The organism is Streptomyces mauvecolor (genome assembly GCF_039532965.1).
Lineage (GTDB): Bacteria > Actinomycetota > Actinomycetes > Streptomycetales > Streptomycetaceae > Streptomyces > Streptomyces violascens.
The window spans coordinates 363,977-382,513 of sequence record NZ_BAAASQ010000008.1; the positions used below are offsets into that span (position 1 = coordinate 363,977).

The following is an 18,537-nucleotide window of genomic DNA, read 5'->3' on the forward strand; positions in this document are numbered from 1 at the left end:
ATCCACTCAGTCGGGAGACTTCTCCCAGCCCGACGCCTCGATCCGCGCGGCGTCGTCGCCTCCCGTCTCGTCGAACAGCACCCGCCGTTCCTCGGCGACCCGCAGGCCGTCGACGTACACTCCTCGGCCGACGTACAGCGGGCCCGTCGTGTACCGCCAGCGCAGCCGCACCGGCCGGCCGCGCCAGGCGGCGAGGTCCGCCGTCGCCTCGTGCCAGACCCGCCCGGACCACCCCGTCACCGACCCGGCCGGGTGCTCCACGGCCCCTTCGCCCGGGCGTGCGGTCGTGAAGGGCACGGGCCGCCAGGTGGCCCCCGCGTCGACCGAGGCTTCGAGGGCCGCTGTGCCCACGCCCGGCTCGGTGTCCCACCACAGGGCGCAGCTCAGCCGGGCTCGGTCGGAGGCGACATCCAGCTCGGGGAGGGTGAGCGTGGCGCTCGTGCCGCGCGCCATGCCCGCGAACCAGGACGTGCCGCCGTGCGCGGGGCGGACCGCCACGGCCCGCGCCAGCGCGTTGCCCGCGGCCACGCGCGGCGCGGACCCGGATCGCCAAGTGCGCACCGGGTGGACGGAGTTGGCGAGCAGCACGAGGAACGTGTCGGTGCCCGGGTCGACGACGATGCTCGTGCCGGTGAACCCGGTGTGCCCCGCGCTGCGCGGCGTCGCCATCGCACCCATGTACCAGTGCTGGTAGAGCTCGAAGCCGAGCCCGTGCTCGTGGCCGGGGAAGGCCGTGTTGAAGTCCTTGAACAGCAGATCGACGGAGGCGGGGGCCAGGATTCGGGTCCGGCCGTAGGCGCCGCCGTTGAGCAGAGTGCGGGCGAGGACCGCGAGGTCCCAGGCGCAGGAGAAGACCCCGGCGTGGCCGGCGACGCCGCCGAGGCAGTACGCGTTCTCGTCGTGCACCTCGCCCCACACCAGGCCCCGTTCGATGCCGGACCACGGCTTGCGGGCGTCCTCGGTCGCGGCGATCTTCGGCTTCCAGGACGCGGGCGGGTTGTAACGAGTGCGGTGCATCCCGAGTGGAGCAGTGATCTCGTCGTGGAGCAGTGCATCCAGCGGGCGAGCGGTGATCCTCTCCAGGACCAGTTGCAGAGAGATCAGATTGAGGTCGGAGTAACGGTAGGTGCTGCCGGGCGGGCTCGCCGGGGCCTCGTCCCAGATGAGCTTCAGCTTCTCCTCGTACGTCGGCGCCCCGTACAGCGGGATCCAGTCGCGGAACCCCGAGGTGTGGGTGAGCAACTGTCGTACGGTGACCTCCTGTTTGCCCGCCGCGCCGAACTCGGGCAGATACGAGGCGACCGTCCTGCCGAGGTCCAGCGCCCCGCGCTCGATCTGCTGGACGGCGAGCAGCGAGGTGAACAGCTTGGAGAGCGAGGCGAGGTCGTACACCGTGTCCTTCGCCGTCGCGATCCGCCGCTCGGGCGGCAGCTCCACCGCCCGGTCGCTCTTCTCGTCGTATGCCGCGTAGCGCACCGCGCTGCCGATCGGGCGGTGCAGCGCCACCGTGCCGCCGCGCCCCGCGAGCAGCACGGCCCCCGCGTACCAGGGGTGCGCGGGGGAGGGGCCGAGGAACTTGTCCGCGTCCTCGACCAGACGGTCCAGGTGCTCGGACAGCAGCCCGGCCTGCTCGGCGGACCCGCGCCGCAGTGTCCTGCCGCGCCCCGCCGCGATCGCCTCACCGCCCGGCGACGAGCCCACCACCAGCGCACCTCCCAGCGCCACGGCCGCACCGGCCAGCTGTCGCCTGCTCACGCCCCGGACTTCCTCGGCCACCGGCACGCACCCCTTCCCGCCGCGCCTTCCGGACGCGGACTCCGGCGTCCTGAAAGTATCTTTCGCGATCACGCCGGACGACAGAAACTTTCTTCCATGGGCTCGCCCGTGTCAATGAGGCGGCAAGTCGCCACGGCCCACGGCAAAGAATCTGACGCAGCATCAGAAAATCTCTTCCCTCGTCGCTCCGGCTGCGGCATTCTGCGCCCCATGCAGACGGAGCTGAGCAAGAGACTGGGAGTCGAGCACGCCGTCTTCGGCTTCACGCCGTTCCCGGCGGTGGCCGCGGCCATCACGCGGGCCGGCGGATTCGGTGTGCTCGGCGCGGTCCGCTACACGGCGCCCGACGACCTCGCGCGCGACCTCGACTGGATGCAGGACCACACCGGCGGGCTGCCGTACGGGCTCGACGTCGTGATGCCCGCCAAGAAGGTCGAGGGGGTCGGCGAGGCCGAGATCGAGGCCATGATCCCCGAGGAGCACCGCCAGTTCGTGCGGGACACCCTCGCCAAGCACCAGGTGCCCGAGCTCGCCGAGGGCGAGGCGTCCGGCTGGCGCATCACCGGCTGGATGGAGCAGGTGGCCCGCAACCAGCTCGATGTCGCCTTCGGCTATCCGATCAAGCTGCTCGCCAACGCGCTCGGTTCGCCGCCCGCCGACGTCGTCCGGCGCGCCCACGACCAGGGCGTGCTCGTCGCCGCGCTCGCGGGCAGCGCCCGGCATGCCCGCCACCACGCGGACGCCGGCATCGACATCGTCGTCGCCCAGGGCTACGAGGCCGGCGGGCACACCGGGGAGATCGCCACCATGGTGCTCGTCCCCGAAGTCGTCGACGCCGTCGGCCCGTTGCCGGTCCTCGCGGCCGGGGGCATCGGCAGCGGCGAGCAGATCGCCGCCGGGCTCGCGCTCGGCGCCCAGGGCGTCTGGCTCGGCTCGATCTGGCTCACCACCACCGAGGCCGAGATGCACTCCCGCGCGCTCACCCGCAAGCTCCTCGCGGCCGGCTCCGGCGACACCGTCCGCTCCCGCGCGCTCACCGGAAAGCCCGCCCGCCAACTGCGTACCGAATGGACCGACGCCTGGGACGACCCGGCCGGCCCCGGCACCCTGCCCATGCCGCTCCAGGGCCTGCTCGTCGCCGAGGCCGTGTCCCGCATCCAGAAGTACGAGGTCGAGCCGCTGCTCGGCACCCCCGTCGGCCAGATCGTCGGGAGGATGACCGCCGAACGCAGCGTCCAGGAAACCTTCGACGAGCTCACGCGCGGCTTCGAGCGCGCCATCGACCGCATCAACCGCATCGCCGGGAGGGACGCCCGATGAACCAGCCGCCCAACGGCTTCTGGGCCCAGGCCACCGCCGACCCCGACCGCCCGGTCCTCATCGCGCCGGACGGCGAGGAGTGGACCGCAGGCCGTCTGCACGGCGCCGTCAACCAGCTCGTGCACGGACTGCGGGCGGCCGGCCTCGAGCGCGGCGACGCCGTCGCGGTGGTGCTGCCCAACGGCGTCGAGTTCTTCACCGCCTATCTCGCCGCCTCCCAGGGCGGGTTCTACCTCGTGCCCGTCAACCACCATCTGGTCGGCCCGGAGATCGCCTGGATCGTCTCCGACTCCGGCGCCAAGGTCCTCGTCGCGCACGAGCGGTTCGCCGACGCCGCCACCGCCGCGGCCGACGAGGCGAAGCTGCCCGCCTCGCACCGCTACGCCGTCGGCACGATCGCGGGCTTCGCTCCGTACGCCCAACTCCTCGACGGACAGCCCGAGTCGGTGCCCGCCGACCGCACGCTCGGCTGGGTCATGAACTACACCTCCGGCACCACCGGACGCCCGCGCGGCATCCGGCGCCCGCTGCCCGGAAAGCCGCCGGAGGAGACCTACCTCGGCGGCTTCCTCGCCATCTTCGGCATCAAGCCGTTCGACGACAACGTCCACCTGGTGTGCTCGCCGCTCTACCACACGGCGGTCCTCCAATTCGCGGGCGCCTCCCTGCACATCGGGCACCGCGTCGTCCTCATGGACAAGTGGACGCCCGAGGACATGCTGCGCCTCATCGACGAACAGGCGTGCACGCACACCCACATGGTGCCGACCCAGTTCCACCGGCTGCTCTCGCTGTCCGACGCGGTGAAGGCGCGGTACGACGTCTCCTCGATGCGGCACGCCATCCACGGCGCCGCACCCTGCCCCGACCACGTGAAACGCGCCATGATCGACTGGTGGGGGAGCTGTGTCGAGGAGTACTACGCGGCCAGTGAGGGCGGCGGTGCCTTCGCCACCGCCGAGGACTGGCTGAAGAAGCCCGGAACGGTCGGAAAGGCCTGGCCCATCAGTGAGCTGGCGGTCTTCGACGACGAGCAAGTAAGGCTGCCCGCAGGGGAGTTGGGCACGGTCTACATGAAGATGTCGACCGGCGGCTTCAGCTACCACAAGGACGAGAGCAAGACGAAGAAGAACCGCATCGGCGACTTCTTCACCGTCGGCGACCTCGGCTACCTCGACGAGGACGGCTACCTCTTCCTCCGCGACCGCAAGATCGACATGATCATCTCGGGTGGCGTCAACATCTACCCGGCCGAGATCGAGGCCGCGCTCCTGACCCACCCGGCCGTCGCCGACGCCGCGGCCTTCGGCATTCCGCACGCCGACTGGGGCGAGGAGGTGAAGGCCGTCGTCGAGGTCGCCGAGGGGCACGAGGCGGGCGACGCCCTCGCGGCCGCGATACTCGCTCACTGCGCACACCAGTTGGCCGGATACAAGCGCCCCAAGACCGTCGACTTCATCCAGACCATGCCGCGCGACCCGAACGGCAAGCTCTACAAGCGACGGTTGCGCGAACCGTACTGGGAGGGCCACGAGCGCACGATGTGACCCCGCGGACATCCGCCCGGCCCCGCTGGCGCCCCGGCCCGCCGTCGAGTTGAATGACGCGGCAGCCGCCGGGGCACGGCCGGCGGCACCGCACGGGGAGGTGTCACACGTCATGACGGATCATGCCGAGGAGTTCGAGGAGCACCGGCAGGTGCTGATCGGGCTCGCCTACCGCCTGCTCGGCTCCGTGTGGGACGCCGAGGACGTCGTCCAGGACGCCTATCTGCGCTGGAGCCGGGTCGACCGAGCCGAGGTCAGGGACGCGCGCGGCTTCCTCATCACCGTCGTGTCCCGGCTCGCCATCGACCAGCTGCGCTCGGCGCGGGTGACCCGCGAGGCGTACGTCGGGCCGTGGCTGCCCGAGCCCGTCGCCACCGACACGCTCGGCCCGCTGGACACGGCCGAGCTGCGCGACACCGTCGCCTACGCCACCGTCCACCTCATGGAACGCCTCTCGCCGCCGGAGCGCGCCGTGTTCGTGCTGCGCGAGGCCTTCCAGCTGCCGTACGAGGAGATCGCGGACGTCGTCGACGCGAGCGTCGCCAACTGCCGCCAGATGTACAGCAGGGCCGGCCGTCACCTCGCCGCCGGCCGCGACCGCTTCCCGCTCTCCGACGACGAACACGCCAAGCTGCTCAGTCGCTTCCTCGAAGCGGCCGCGGGCGGCGACCTGAGCGCGCTGGCCGAACTGCTCGCCGAGGACGTCGTGGCCTGGAGCGACGGCGGCGGCAAGGTCAGGGCCGCGCTGCGCCCGGTCATGGGCCGCAAGAAGGTGCTCGCCTTCCTCACCGGCCTGCTCAACCGGTATCCGCTGGAGAGCTTCGAGGTCGTCGACGTCAACGGCGGCCCGGCCCTGTCGATCACCGCCGACGGCCGGCGCCAGATCGGCCTGATCGCCTTCCACGACGGACTCATCGGCACCATCTACTCGATCCGCAACCCCGACAAGCTCACCCATCTGTCGTCCTAGGCAGGCCGTTCGGCGGGGAAAGGGGCCCATGCCTTGACCCCGCCGGGCGGGCCGCCCAGGATCCAGCCATGGAAGAGGTACGCAGCAGCACCGTCGACGGCATCGTGCGCCGCAGCGCCCGCCGCACCCCCGATCGCACCGCCGTCCGGTACGCGGACCGCGCCTGGAGCTACGCCGACCTGGACGCGGCCGTCTCCACCGCGGCCGCCCACCTCGCCGCCCGGGGGCTGGGCAAGGGCGACCGGGTCGCCACCTACGGGCACAACTCGGACGCGTATCTCATCGCGTTCCTCGCCTGCGCCCGCGCCGGGCTCATCCATGTGCCGGTCAACCAGCACCTCACCGGCGCGGACCTGGTGTACATCCTGGAACAGTCCGGCGCGGCCCTCGTCCTCGCCGACCCCGCGCTCGCCGACCGGGTGCCCGACGGCTTCCCGGTGCTCGCCCTGCGCGACGGCGAAGGCTCGCTCCTCGCGGCCCTGGCCGAACCGCTCCCGTACGAGCCCGACGGGGAGCGGCGTGACGTGGTCCAGCTGCTCTACACCTCCGGCACCACCGCGCTGCCCAAGGGCGCGATGATGACCCACCGGGCTCTCGTCCACGAGTACGTCTCCGCCATCACGGCGCTCGACCTGCGCGAGAGCGACCGGCCCGTGCACTCGTTGCCGCTCTACCACTCGGCGCAGATGCACGTCTTCCTGCTGCCCTACCTCGCGGTGGGCGCGGAGAACACCATCCTGGACACGCCGGACCCGGGGCGGATCTTCGACCTGGTGGAGGCGGGCCGCGCCGACTCGCTGTTCGCGCCGCCCACGGTGTGGATCGGCCTCGCGGGCCACCCCGAGTTCGCCACGCGCGACCTGAGCGGGCTGCGCAAGGCGTACTACGGAGCCTCCATCATGCCGGTGCCGGTCCTGGAGCGGCTGCGCGAACGGCTGCCCGGGCTCGCCTTCTACAACTGTTTCGGGCAGAGCGAGATCGGCCCGCTCGCCACCGTGCTCGGACCCGAGGAGCACGAAGGGCGGATGGACTCGTGCGGGCGGCCCGTCCTGTTCGTCGAGGCGAAGGTCGTCGACGAGAGCGGCAAGGAGGTTCCCGACGGCACGGCGGGCGAAGTGGTCTACCGCTCCCCGCAGTTGTGCGAGGGCTACTGGGACAAGCCCGCCGAGACCGAGGAGGCCTTCCGCGACGGCTGGTTCCACTCCGGCGACCTCGCGGTGCGCGACGGCGAGGGCTACTTCACCGTCGTCGACCGGGTCAAGGACGTCATCAACTCCGGCGGCGTACTGATCGCCTCCCGCCAGGTCGAGGACGCGCTGTACACCCACCCGGCGGTCGCCGAGGCCGCCGTCGTCGGCCTGCCCGACGAGTGCTGGATCGAGGCGGTCACCGCGTTCGTCGTACGGCGGGACGAGGTGGACGAGGCCCAACTCATCGACCACGCACGGGAGTTGCTCGCCCACTTCAAAGCCCCGAAGAGGGTCCTGTTCGTCGACGAGCTGCCGCGCAATGCGAGCGGGAAGATCCTGAAGCGGGAGCTGCGCGAGCGGTTCGCGTGACCTCCCGTGGCCTCAGGAGTGTCCCGGCCGCAGGTCGACGATCCGCTTGAACTTGCCGACCGAGCGCTCGATGGTCTCGGGGTCGACGACCTCCACCGCCACGGAGACGCCGATCCCGTCCTTGACGGCGGCGACGATCGAACGCGCCGCGGCGTCGCGCTGCTCCGGCGGTGTGTCCGCCCGGGCCTCCACCCGGACCGTCAGTGCGTCGAGGCGGCCCTCACGGGTCAGCCGCAACTGGAAGTGCGGGGCGAGACCGGGCGTGCGCAGCACGATCTCCTCGATCTGGGTGGGGAAGAGGTTCACCCCGCGCAGGATGACCAGGTCGTCGCTGCGCCCGGTCACCTTCTCCATCCGCCGGAACACCCGGGCCGTGCCGGGCAGCAGGCGTGTCAGGTCCCGCGTCCGGTAGCGGATCACCGGCATCGCTTCCTTGGTGAGCGAGGTGAAGACGAGCTCGCCCCGCTCCCCGTCCGGCAGGACCTCGCCGGTGAGCGGATCCACGATCTCCGGGTAGAAGTGGTCCTCCCAGATGTGCAGACCGTCCTTGGTCTCCACGCACTCCTGTGCGACGCCCGGGCCCATGACTTCCGAGAGCCCGTAGATGTCGACCGCGTCGATCGCGAAGCGCTCCTCGATCTCGCGGCGCATCTCCTCGGTCCACGGCTCGGCCCCGAAGATGCCGACCTTGAGCGAGGTCGTACGGGGGTCGACGCCCTGGCGCTCGAACTCGTCGAGCAGCGTCAGCATGTAGGACGGGGTCACCATGATGATCTCGGGGCGGAAGTCCTGGATCAGCTGGACCTGACGGGCCGTCATGCCGCCGGATGCGGGGATCACCGTACAGCCGAGCCGCTCGGCCCCGTAGTGCGCGCCGAGGCCGCCGGTGAACAGGCCGTATCCGTACGCCACATGGACCTTGTGGCCGGGCCGGCCGCCCGCCGCGCGGATGGAACGGGCCACCACGTCCGCCCAGGTGTCCAGGTCCCGCTGGGTGTAGCCGACGACGGTCGGCCGGCCCGTCGTGCCGCTGGAGGCGTGGATGCGGCGGATGTCGGTCTCCGGGACCGCGAACATCCCGAACGGGTAGTGGTCGCGCAGGTCGGACTTGGCGGTGAACGGGAAGCGGGCGAGGTCCGCGAGCGAGCGGCAGTCCTCCGGGTGGACCCCGGCCTTGTCGAACGCCTCCCGGTAGAAACCGACGTGGTCGTACGCATGCCGCAGCGAGGCCCGCAACCGGTCGAGCTGCAAGGCTTCGAGCTCCGGCCGGCCCATCCGCTCCGCCTCGTCCAGCTCCACTGCCATCGTTGCGCTCCCGTCCTCGCTCCGCCCCCGGAGGGTGCGACGAAATCGGACGACCGATCATTCGGTCGATCTGTGTCGGATCAGTAATTCAGCCACCTGAGGGGCTCGTCAAGGCCTGTGGACAACTCGACGGTGGACCGTTCGCGCTGTCGGCGAAACCCATTGCCTTGATCATCGGGGTGCTGTGAGGATCGGCCGCATGCCGATGTTCACGACGTACGACGGGACCCGACTCGCCTACCACCTGCGCGGCGAGGGCGAACCGCTCCTGTGTATACCCGGCGGTGCGATGCGCGCCTCGGAGTACCTGGGGGACCTCGGCGGCCTCACCGCCCACCGACAGCTCGTCCTGCTCGACCTGCGCGGCACGGGGGACTCGGCCGCGCCGGACGACCCGGCTTCGTACCGCTGCGACCGCCAGGTGGCCGACGTGGAGGCGCTGCGCGGGCACCTCGGCCTCGACCGGATCGATCTGCTCGGGCACTCGGCCTCCGGGAACCTGGCGCTGCTGTACGCCGCCCGCCACCCGGACCGGGTCGGCTCACTCACTCTGGTCGCGCCCGGCGTCCGCGCGGTGGGCATCGAGGTGACCGAGGACGACTGGCGGTCGGCCGTCGCCCTGCGGGCAGGTGAACCCTGGTACGAGGAGGGCCGTGCGGCCTTCGAGCGGACATGGGCGGGGGAGGCGGACTGGGACGAGGTGCGCTCCGCCATCAGGCCGTTCGCCTACGGGCGTTGGGACGCGGCGGCACAGTGGCACGAGGCCGCTGCCCAAGCCGGGGCGAACCGGGACGCGGCGAGCGCGTACTACGCGGAAGGCTCCTTCGAGCCGAAGGCGACCACCGCCGCGCTCGCCGAGGTGACCGCGCCCGTGCTGGTCCTCGCCGGGGAGTACGACGGCGGGCCGACGCCCGCACGGGCCGCCGAGCTGGCCGCGCTCTTCCCGAACGCCGAACTCGCCGTCCAGCGCGGCGCCGGGCACTACCCGTGGATCGACGACGCCGAAGCCTTCGTCCGCACCGTCGCCGCCTTCCTCGACCCGGACGTGCGCACCGTCACCGTCGGCGGAGTCCGGCTCGCCTACCGCGTGCGGGGCGCAGAGGCCGCACCGCCCGTCGTGCTCGTACACGGCCGGGGCGGCGACAGCAGGGACTGGGCCCAGATCGCCGAACGGCTCGCGGCAACCCGCCGGGTGTACGCCGTCGACCTGCGCGGACACGGCCTGAGCGACTGGCCGGGGGGCTACTCCTTCGAGGCGTTCCGCGATGATCTGCGGGGCTTTCTGGTGGCGCTCGGCCTCGCCGGTGCGGACGTGGTCGGCCACTCCATGGGCGGGGCGGCCGCCGCGCTGCTCGCCGAGGACGAGCCGGGCCTCATCGGCCGCCTCGTCCTGGAGGAGACCCCGCCGTTCTTCCCCCTGGACCCGCCGCGCGGACCCGCCGAACGCCCCGAAGGGCGGCTCGGCTTCGACTGGCCGGTCGTCCCGTCGACCGACGCCCAGCTGAACGACCCCGACCCCGCGTGGCGCGGCCGGTTCGCCGCCATCGCGGTTCCCACGCTGGTGGTCGCGGGCGGCCCGGCCAGCCGGATCGACCAGAAGAAGCTGGCCTGGATGGCCTCGCGGATACCGGGTGCCCGCCTGGTCACCATCGACGCGGGCCACCTCGTGCACACCGAGCGCCCCGCCGAATACCTGGCCGCGCTCGGCGAGTTCGGCATCGGCGTCCTCTAGCAGGCATCCGCCTCCGCGGCCACCGTCCGCGCCCAGCGGTAGTCCGCCTTTCCGCTGGGGGAGCGCTGGATGGCGGGGGTGATCACCAGCTGGCGCGGCACCTTGTAGCCCGCGAGCTTGGTGCGGCAGTGCGTCTGGATGGCGGCGAGCGTGGGCTCGGGCGCGCCCTCGCGGACCTGCACCACCGCCGCCACATGGCTGCCCCACTTCGCGTCCGGCACCCCCGCCACCAGCGCGTCGTACACGTCCGGATGCGACTTGAGGGCCTGCTCGACCTCCTCCGGGTAGACCTTCTCGCCGCCCGTGTTGATGCACTGCGAGCCGCGCCCGAGGACCGTGACGATGCCGTCCTCGTCGACGGTCGCCATGTCGCCAAGGAGCACCCACCGCTCCGTGCCCTTCTGGAAGAAGGTCTCCGCGGTCTTCGCCGGGTCGTTGTAGTAACCCAGCGGAACGTGCCCGCGCTGGGCGAGCCGCCCCGGCTCGCCGACCGCGACCGGCTCGTGCGTCACCGGATCCACCACCTGCGTACGCTCGTTGACCTCCAGGCGGAAGCCCTTCTCCGGGCCCGAGTCGTCGGTCGCCTTCCCGTTGGAACCGGATTCGGACGAGCCGAAGTTGTTCAGGATCAATACGTTCGGGGCGAGCGCCTGGAGCTGGTCGCGCACCGTCTCCGACATGATCGCCCCCGATGAGGAGACGGTGAACAGGGACGACAGGTCCGTGCCCTTGAGCGGGCCGTGCAGCGCGTCGACGAGCGGCCGCAGCATCGCGTCGCCCACCAGGGACACGCTGGTGACCTTCTCCTTCTCGATCGTACGGAGCACTTCCTCGGGCACGTACTTGCGGTGGATGGCCACCCGCTGGCCGTAGTTGAAGGCGACGAACGACGTCAGTGTCGAGGTGCCGTGCATCAGGGGAGGGGCGGGGAAGAAGGTCAGCCCCTCGCCGCTCTTCGCGACCCGCTCGGCCAGTTCCTCGGGCCGCTTCACCGGCTCGCCCGCGGGCTCGCCGCCGAACAGCCCCGCGAAGAACAGGTCCTCCTGACGCCACATCACCCCCTTGGGCATGCCCGTGGTGCCGCCGGTGTAGATGATGAACAGGTCGTCGGCGGAGCGCGGCCCGAAGCCCCGCTCGGGGGAGCCCGCCGCCTCGGCGTCGGTGAACGCGACGGCGGCCAGTTCCGGTGCGTTCCGCGGAACCTCCCCCACCCGGACCAGGTGACGCAGCTTCTCCGTCTGCGGCAGCGCCCCAGCCACCCGCTCCGTGAACTCGGCGTCGAAGACCAGCGCCGCGAGGTCGGCGTCCCGGTAGAGGTAGACCAACTCCTCTTCCACGTAACGGTAGTTGACGTTCACCGGGACCAGGCGCGCCTTGAGGGCGGCAAGCACCGTCTGGAGGTACTCGACGCCGTTGTAGAGGTGCAGGCCCAGGTGTTCGCCGGGCTTGAGGCCCGCGTCGATCAAGTGATGCGCGAGCCGGTTCGCCGCCTCATCCAGCCGGCGGTACGTCAGCCTGCGCTCGGCGCCCGTTCCGGGATGGTCGATGTACACGAGCGCCTCGCGGTCCGGGACCACGTCGACGACGGACTCGAACAGGTCGGCAAGGTTGTACTCCACCATTCCTCCTGACACCGGCCCCGACTGGCTCGGGGGTCATCAGAGCAAAGCCGTGCACAACTGGGAAGGGGTGCCGCAGAAGAAATCTGACTGACTGTCAGAAAACTATTGAACTGGCACCGCCCCTACTGCAACCTGTTCTAGGTCTTGAGACGGGAGGACGGCAATGGGTGGTACGGAACACCTCACCGTGCAGCGCGAGGGCGCCACACTGGTGCTCACCTTGAACCGGCCGGAAGCGAAGAACGCGCTCTCGCTGCCGCTGCTGGTGGGCCTGTACGACGGCTGGCTGGAGGCCGACGCGGACGACTCGATCCGCTCGGTCGTCCTCACCGGCGCCGGCGGCGACTTCTGCGCCGGCATGGACCTCAAGGCCCTCGCGGGCCGGGGCATGGACGGCGACCAGTACCGGGACCGGCTCAAGGCCGACCCCGATCTGCACTGGAAGGCGATGCTGCGCCACCACCGGCCCCGCAAACCCGTGATCGCGGCGGTCGAGGGGTACTGCGTGGCGGGCGGCACCGAGATCCTCCAGGGCACGGACATCCGGGTCGCCGGAGCCGGGGCCACGTTCGGGCTCTTCGAGGTGAAGCGCGGGCTCTTCCCCATCGGGGGTTCGACCGTCCGCCTCCAGCGGCAGATCCCGCGCACGCACGCGTTGGAGATGCTGCTCACGGGGCGGCCGTACGGCGCGGAGGAGGCGGCTCGGATCGGGCTGATCGGGCGGGTCGTGCCGGACGGCACGGCGCTGGATGCGGCGCTTTCGATCGCTGCGCAGATCAATGCGTGCGGGCCGTTGGCTGTCGAGGCGGTCAAGGCGTGTGTCTACGACACGGCGTCCATGAGCGAGGCGGACGGGCTGGCGGCCGAGCTGGAGCGGGGGTGGCCGGTTTTCGCCACGGCCGATGCGAAGGAGGGGGCTCGGGCGTTTGCGGAGAAGCGGGTGCCGGTGTATCGGCGGGCCTGAGATTTCCCCACCCCGCCCCTTCCCGAGAGCCTCCGGCAGGTAAAGGGGGGGAAGGGTGGTCTCCCGGGGCTCCGCCCCGGACCCCGGGCGGGGGCTGCGCCCCCTGCACCCCGCTTTCGGGGCTCTGCCCCGGACCCCGTTCGCGCCTTGAGGGCGCTCGTCCTCAAACGCCGGACGGGCTGAGAGTGGCTCAGCATCTCAAGCGCCGGACGGCCAGACAGTGGCCCAGGATCTCAAGCGCCGGAAGCGCTGACAGTGGCCCAGGATCAAAGGAGTTCAGCCATGACAGGTTCTGCTGCGCCCGACGTGTTGCGCGCGCCCCTCGTCGTCGAGTTTCCGTTCACCCGGTCGCTCGGGCCGGTCCAGAGTGCCTTTCTCACCGGGCTGCGCGAGCGCGTCGTGCTCGGGGTGCGGGGCGGGGACGGGCGCGTGGTCGTGCCGCCCGTCGAGTACGACCCCGTCACCGCCGAGGAGATCCGCGAGCTCGTCGAGGTCGCGCCCACCGGGACCGTCACCACCTGGGCCTGGAACCCGTCCCCCCGCCGCGACCAGCCCCTCGACCGGCCCTTCGCCTGGGTGCTCGTGAAGCTGGACGGGGCCGACACCTCGCTCCTCCACGCCCTGGACGCCGCCGGGCCCGAATCCGTCCACACCGGGATGCGCGTCCGGATCCGGTGGGCCGAGGAGCGTACCGGCGCCATCACCGACATCGCTTGCTTCGAACCGTATGAGGGTGGGAAGAGGCATCAACTCACGCCTCACAGGGGCGAGTTCGCCGATGCCGTCACCGGGATCGTCGCCCCTGCCCGGCTCGACTACACCTACAGTCCCGGCCGCGCCCAGTCCGCCTACATCAACGCGCTGTCCGCCCGCAAGACCGTCGGAGAGCGCTGCCCGTCCTGCCGGAAGGTCTACGTCCCGCCACGCGGCGCCTGCCCCACCTGTGGGGTCGCCACCGTGGAACGGGTCGAGGTCGGACCCGCCGGGACCGTCACCACGTACTGCATCGTCAACATCAAGGCGCGGAACCTCGACATCGAGGTGCCCTACGTCTATGCGCACATCGCGCTCGACGGGGCCGGGCTCGCTCTCCACGGGCGGATCGGCGGCATCCCGTACGACCAGGTCCGGATGGGGCTGCGGGTCGAGCCCGTGTGGACCGAGGGCGGGCGCTATCCCGACCACTACCGGCCCACCGGCGAACCCGACGCCGACTACGAGACGTACAAGGAGCTGATCTGATGGCGCCCACCTCTCCCGCCCGGGACGTGGCGATCGTCGCTTTCGCCCAGAGCGACCACCGGCGCCGCACGGACGAGCTGTCCGAGGTCGAGCTGCTCATGCCGGTGCTGCACCAGGTGCTGGATGCGACCGGCCTCAAAACCAGTGACATCGGTTTCACCTGCTCCGGGTCGAGCGACTATCTCGCCGGGCGCGCCTTCTCGTTCACCATGGCGCTCGACGGGGTCGGCGCTTGGCCGCCGATCTCGGAGTCCCACGTCGAGATGGACGGCGCGTGGGCGCTCTACGAGGCTTGGGTGAAGATCCTCACCGGGGAGGCCGACACCGCGCTCGTCTACGGATACGGCAAGTCCTCGCCCGGCGAGGTGCGCGACGTGCTGACCCGGCAGCTCGACCCCTACTACGTGGCGCCGCTCTGGCCCGACTCGGTGTCCCTCGCCGCCCTCCAGGCCCAGGCCCTCATCGACGCGGGCGACACGGACGAGCCGGCGCTCGCCTCCGTCGCGGCCCGTAGTCGTGATGCCGCCTCCTCCAACCCCCATGCCCAGGTGCGGGGTTCGCGTCCGCAGGGGGAGTACGTCGTGCGTCCGTTGCGGACCGGAGACTGCCCGCCTGTCGGGGACGGTGCGGCCGCGGTGATTCTCGCCGCGGGGGAGCGGGCCCGTGAGCTGTGCGCTCGGCCCGCCTGGATCCGGGGCATGGACCACCGCATCGAGGCGCACAGTCTCGGCGTGCGCGACCTCACCGACTCGCCGTCCTCACGGCTCGCCGCCGAACGTGCCGGAGTCTTCGAACGGCCCGTCGACACGGCCGAGTTGCACGCGCCGTTCACCTCGCAGGAGGTCGTGCTGCGCAAGGCGCTCCGGCTGGGCGACGAGGTCGCCGTCAACCCGTCCGGGGGTGCGCTCGCCGCGAACCCCGTGATGGCCGCCGGTCTCGTCCGGCTCGGGGAGGCCGCCGCGCGCATCCACCGCGGCGAGTCCGACCGGGCCCTCGCACACGCCACGTCCGGCCCCTGCCTGCAGCAGAACCTGGTCGCCGTCCTGGAGGGGGAGTCATGAGCAAGGAACCCGTGGCCGTCGTCGGCGTCGGCCAGACCAAGCACGTGGCCGCCCGGCACGACGTCTCGATCGCCGGGCTCGTCCGCGAGGCAGCCCAACGAGCGCTGGAGGACGCCGGGTTGACCTGGTCCGACATCGACGCCGTCGTCATCGGCAAGGCGCCCGACTTCTTCGAGGGCGTGATGATGCCCGAGCTGTACCTCGCCGACGCACTCGGCGCGGTCGGCAAGCCCATGCTGCGGGTGCACACGGCGGGCTCGGTCGGCGGATCGACCGCCCTTGTCGCCTCCAACCTGGTCGCCGCCCGCGTGCACAGGACCGTACTGACCCTCGCCTTCGAGAAGCAGTCCGAGTCCAACGCCATGTGGGGCCTGTCGCTGCCCGTGCCGTTCACGCAGCCGCTGCTCGCCGGGGCCGGCGGCTTCTTCGCACCGCACGTACGGGCCTACATGCGGCGCACCGGCGCCCCCGACACGGTGGGCTCCCTCGTCGCGTACAAGGACCGGCGCAACGCGCTGAAGAACCCGTATGCGCACCTCCACGAGCACGACATCACCCTGGAGAAGGTCCAGGCCTCGCCGATGCTCTGGGACCCGATCCGCTACTCCGAGACCTGCCCGTCCTCCGACGGGGCCTGCGCGATGATCCTCACCGACCGCGCGGGCGCCGCCCGTTCGCCCCGGCCCGCGGCCTGGGTGCACGGCGGCGCCATGCGCAGCGAGCCGACCCTGTTCGCGGGCAAGGGCTTCGTGTCGCCGCGGGCGGGCCAGGACTGCGCGGCCGACGTGTACCGGCAGGCCGGCATCGCCGACCCGCGCCGCGAGATCGACGCCGTCGAAATGTACGTGCCGTTCTCCTGGTACGAGCCGATGTGGCTGGAGAACCTCGGCTTCGCCGCCGAGGGCGAGGGCTGGAAACTCACCGAGGCCGGGGTCACCGAACTCGACGGCGACCTGCCCGTGAACCCGTCCGGCGGCGTCCTGTCCACCAACCCCATCGGCGCCTCCGGCATGATCCGCTTCGCCGAGGCGGCCCTCCAGGTGCGTGGCCTGGCGGGCGAACACCAGGTGGACGGGGCCCGCAAGGCGCTGGGACACGCCTACGGCGGCGGCTCCCAGTTCTTCTCGATGTGGCTCGTCGGCGCCGAACCGCCCGCCGGCTGAGGGCCGCACGCGACGGACGGGCCCCGGTACTCCTTCCGTGGCCTGTCCGTCACAGCGGGCGATCGCTAGTCTGGCCCCCGAGAGATGAACCGGGGAGGAGCACGGACGTGGACACCACCACCCAGCACACCTTGCAGACCCTTGCGGGGCACACCCGTTCCGGCTGGGACAAGCCGGAGCTCGATCTCAGCAAGGCCGAGTGGCAGTCGAGCAGTCAGGGGGCGGGAGACGTCCAGATCGCCTTCGTCGAGGGCTTCATCGCGATGCGCAACAGCGGCAGCCCGGGCAGCCCGTCGCTGATCTTCAGCCCCGCCGAATGGCGGGCCTTCGTGATCAACGCCCGCGACGGGGAGTTCGACCTCACGTAGACGTTCGCCTTTCCCGGAGATCCAGGAAGCCGAGGAGGTCAAGGGAGTTCAGAAGGTCCAGGAGAATGCGGAGGTCCTGGAGCTTCCGGCGCTTCCGGACGTTCCCGAGTTCCCGGTGCGCAGGAGTGCGCGCGGCCGGCCGTTGTCCCTGCGGCCACGGTTCCGGACGCGCGCCTCGCGCTGCCGGGGTCAACTCCCGTGCCGTGGCGGCTCCCAGTAGCCTGACCCGCATGAACGGCGACCGCGATCTTCGCACCCTCCTCGGCGGCATACGGCCCGAGCTCAACCCCGGCCGCTATGTCCTCACCCTCAGCCCGGGCCCGCTACCGGCCGATCTGACGCCGGCCGTGCTCATCACCGAGCCCGAGGGCGTGACGCTCGTCGTGCGGCAGGAGCAGGCCGACGCGGCCGCGCTGGCCTACGACTACGTGGTCGGGTGGATCACCCTCAGCGCCCAGTGCGCGATCGAGGCCGTCGGCCTCACCGCCGCCGTCGCCACCGAACTCGCCGCACACGGCATCAGCTGCAACGTGGTGGCCGGCTACCACCACGACCACCTCTTCGTGCCGTACGAACGCGCCGAAGAGGCCGTTGGAGTCCTCAACGACCTTGCGCTGCGCGCCAGTTGACCCTCTCTCTGCTCAGCCCTCGGCGGCCGGCTCGGGGAACAGCCGGGCCCAGGGCCGCTGCCTTCCCTCGCTGACGGCGGCGATGCCCGCCTCGCCGTAGCGGGTGGTCTCCAGGGACCAGGCCAGATTGCCGCTCATCAGGGCGCGCATGCCGTCGACGTAGTCGTTCACCTGGGCCCGCGCCCGCTCGGGCAGCGCGGTCCTGTCGAGCCGGACGCCGAGCTCGGCGGTCAGCTCCTGGAAGCGGGCGATACGGGAGTTGGCCGTGGCGGCCACCCGCCGCACGGCCTGTTCGACGGTGCACATCTCCTGACGGAGCAGGATGATGACGCTGTTGTTGACGTCCCCCGCGGCCAACTCCTTGTCCACGGACACCATGTCGTTGACGAAGATCACCACATCGGCCGTGATCTCCCGCATCTCGGCCAGCGGCTCCCCCTCGTGTATTTCCCTGGGCAGCGTGTAGCCGCCGCAGCGCTCCACGAGGTCCAGACAGGGCTGCACGCCTATGGAGTCCCGCCGGCCGCGCAGGAACCCCGGTAACGACAGGGTGCCGTTGCGCGTCCGGTTGAGGGCCTCCCAGTGATACGCCGTCAGATACTCCCGCCAGTGGGTGCGGAAGCGGTCCTGCCACAGCAACGGCGTGCCGGCCGTCACCCGCTGCCACAGATCGCGGAAGCTTTCGGCCAGCCGGTTCGTCGCCTCGCCCGGCACCGGCGGCTCGTCGCTCATGGTGCGGAGCACCGTGTCGATCTGGCGGAGCACCACGTCGGGGCGTTTCCCGAGCGGGCCGTCGAACTGGTCGTCGAAGACGAAGAACCAGGAGTTGAGGTCCGTCGCCAGTGCGAGATGCGCGTCCGAGGCATCCGGATAGAAGTACGCCATCAGGCGTTCCAGGCCCATCGCGTCGTACTCGGCTGTCGCCTGCTCGCCCGCCAGCATGCCGAACTGATGCAGCCAGTCCAGCGTGTGCTTCCGGGCGAGATCGTGCCGGGGGTGGCGGCGAGGCGGGAAGGGAATGTCGACGAGGCCGGTCCGCCTCCGGGCCGACCGGACTCTGCCAGTGCTGCCCATGCGGCACCGCCTCCTTAGTGCTCGGTACGTCTTTCAATCATCAACGGGCCAGTGGCCAGGGAGAAGTCGCATGGCGCCGGAGCCCGACAGCGCACGGGGGGCGTGCGAGACGGTCATTGGCGCCCCTCGTTGACATTCCGATCCCGACCGTCCACGGATTCAGCCAACTTAAAGGGTCAAGGAGGAGACGGAAGTCGGTTATTCA

At 71.2% G+C, this 18,537-nt stretch carries 15 protein-coding genes; 11 read left to right on the forward strand and 4 right to left on the reverse strand.

Translation table 11 applies throughout. The annotated features are described in order from the left end of the window. Positions 1 to 6: 6 nt before the first annotated feature. Positions 7 to 1,782: a serine hydrolase domain-containing protein gene (locus ABD346_RS09560; RefSeq protein ID WP_381228510.1), complete on the reverse strand. Its 1,776-nt coding sequence runs from the start codon at positions 1,780 to 1,782 to the stop codon at positions 7 to 9. Positions 1,783 to 1,986: 204 nt separating this feature from the next. On the opposite strand from ABD346_RS09560, the gene ABD346_RS09565 reads away from it, so the two are divergent. The 4 genes from ABD346_RS09565 (at position 1,987) to ABD346_RS09580 (ending at position 7,172) form a co-directional block, all read left to right on the forward strand. Continuing rightward, positions 1,987 to 3,096 (forward strand): nitronate monooxygenase, encoded by a 1,110-nt coding sequence (locus ABD346_RS09565; RefSeq protein WP_344373771.1) that lies wholly within the window; start codon positions 1,987 to 1,989, stop codon positions 3,094 to 3,096. Next, complete coding sequence (locus ABD346_RS09570; RefSeq protein ID WP_344373773.1) at positions 3,093 to 4,643, forward strand: acyl-CoA synthetase; 1,551 nt, start codon at positions 3,093 to 3,095, stop codon at positions 4,641 to 4,643. The genes ABD346_RS09565 and ABD346_RS09570 overlap by 4 nt, the downstream gene beginning before the upstream one ends. Positions 4,644 to 4,755: 112 nt before the next feature. Further along, positions 4,756 to 5,613: an RNA polymerase sigma-70 factor gene (locus ABD346_RS09575; protein ID WP_344373775.1), complete on the forward strand. Its 858-nt coding sequence runs from the start codon at positions 4,756 to 4,758 to the stop codon at positions 5,611 to 5,613. A gap of 68 nt (positions 5,614 to 5,681) precedes the next feature. Further along, the gene (locus tag ABD346_RS09580; RefSeq protein ID WP_344373777.1) at positions 5,682 to 7,172 is read left to right on the forward strand and encodes an acyl-CoA synthetase; all 1,491 of its coding nucleotides are present in this window, start codon (positions 5,682 to 5,684) and stop codon (positions 7,170 to 7,172) included. Positions 7,173 to 7,184: 12 nt separating this feature from the next. Here ABD346_RS09580 and paaK read toward each other — a convergent pair whose 3' ends face one another. After that, positions 7,185 to 8,477: a phenylacetate--CoA ligase PaaK gene (gene paaK / locus ABD346_RS09585; protein WP_344373779.1), complete on the reverse strand. Its 1,293-nt coding sequence runs from the start codon at positions 8,475 to 8,477 to the stop codon at positions 7,185 to 7,187. Between the two features lie 199 nt (positions 8,478 to 8,676). Here paaK and ABD346_RS09590 point away from each other — a divergent pair, with 199 nt between their 5' ends. Continuing rightward, on the forward strand, positions 8,677 to 10,209 hold the full coding sequence (locus ABD346_RS09590) for an alpha/beta fold hydrolase (RefSeq protein ID WP_344373780.1): 1,533 nt from the start codon (positions 8,677 to 8,679) through the stop codon (positions 10,207 to 10,209). On the opposite strand, the gene ABD346_RS09595 is transcribed toward ABD346_RS09590, so the two are convergent. Next, a complete protein-coding gene (locus tag ABD346_RS09595) occupies positions 10,206 to 11,828 on the reverse strand; it encodes an acyl-CoA synthetase (protein WP_344374450.1) in 1,623 nt (540 codons plus the stop codon). The genes ABD346_RS09590 and ABD346_RS09595 overlap by 4 nt on opposite strands. 166 nt (positions 11,829 to 11,994) lie before the next feature. On the opposite strand from ABD346_RS09595, the gene ABD346_RS09600 reads away from it, so the two are divergent. The 6 genes from ABD346_RS09600 to ABD346_RS09625 all read left to right on the forward strand — a co-directional run bounded on the left by ABD346_RS09600 (position 11,995) and on the right by ABD346_RS09625 (position 17,258). Continuing rightward, a complete protein-coding gene (locus ABD346_RS09600; protein WP_344373782.1) occupies positions 11,995 to 12,795 on the forward strand; it encodes a crotonase/enoyl-CoA hydratase family protein in 801 nt (266 codons plus the stop codon). 282 nt (positions 12,796 to 13,077) lie between these two features. After that, positions 13,078 to 14,037, forward strand: coding sequence for a Zn-ribbon domain-containing OB-fold protein (locus ABD346_RS09605; protein WP_344373784.1), 960 nt, complete (start codon positions 13,078 to 13,080; stop codon positions 14,035 to 14,037). Next, on the forward strand, positions 14,037 to 15,098 hold the full coding sequence (locus ABD346_RS09610; RefSeq protein WP_344373786.1) for a thiolase domain-containing protein: 1,062 nt from the start codon (positions 14,037 to 14,039) through the stop codon (positions 15,096 to 15,098). The genes ABD346_RS09605 and ABD346_RS09610 overlap by 1 nt, the downstream gene beginning before the upstream one ends. Next, positions 15,095 to 16,261, forward strand: coding sequence for a thiolase domain-containing protein (locus tag ABD346_RS09615; protein WP_344373788.1), 1,167 nt, complete (start codon positions 15,095 to 15,097; stop codon positions 16,259 to 16,261). The genes ABD346_RS09610 and ABD346_RS09615 overlap by 4 nt, the downstream gene beginning before the upstream one ends. A 131-nt stretch (positions 16,262 to 16,392) precedes the next feature. Further along, positions 16,393 to 16,629: a DUF397 domain-containing protein gene (locus ABD346_RS09620; protein WP_344374451.1), complete on the forward strand. Its 237-nt coding sequence runs from the start codon at positions 16,393 to 16,395 to the stop codon at positions 16,627 to 16,629. Positions 16,630 to 16,859: 230 nt separating this feature from the next. Beyond that, positions 16,860 to 17,258 (forward strand): ACT domain-containing protein, encoded by a 399-nt coding sequence (locus ABD346_RS09625; protein WP_344373789.1) that lies wholly within the window; start codon positions 16,860 to 16,862, stop codon positions 17,256 to 17,258. Positions 17,259 to 17,270: 12 nt separating this feature from the next. Here the strand turns inward: ABD346_RS09625 and ABD346_RS09630 are convergent, their stop codons facing one another. Then, entirely contained in the window at positions 17,271 to 18,332 is a 1,062-nt protein-coding gene (locus ABD346_RS09630; RefSeq protein ID WP_344373791.1) for an isoafricanol synthase, read from the reverse strand. Positions 18,333 to 18,537 lie beyond the last annotated feature (205 nt).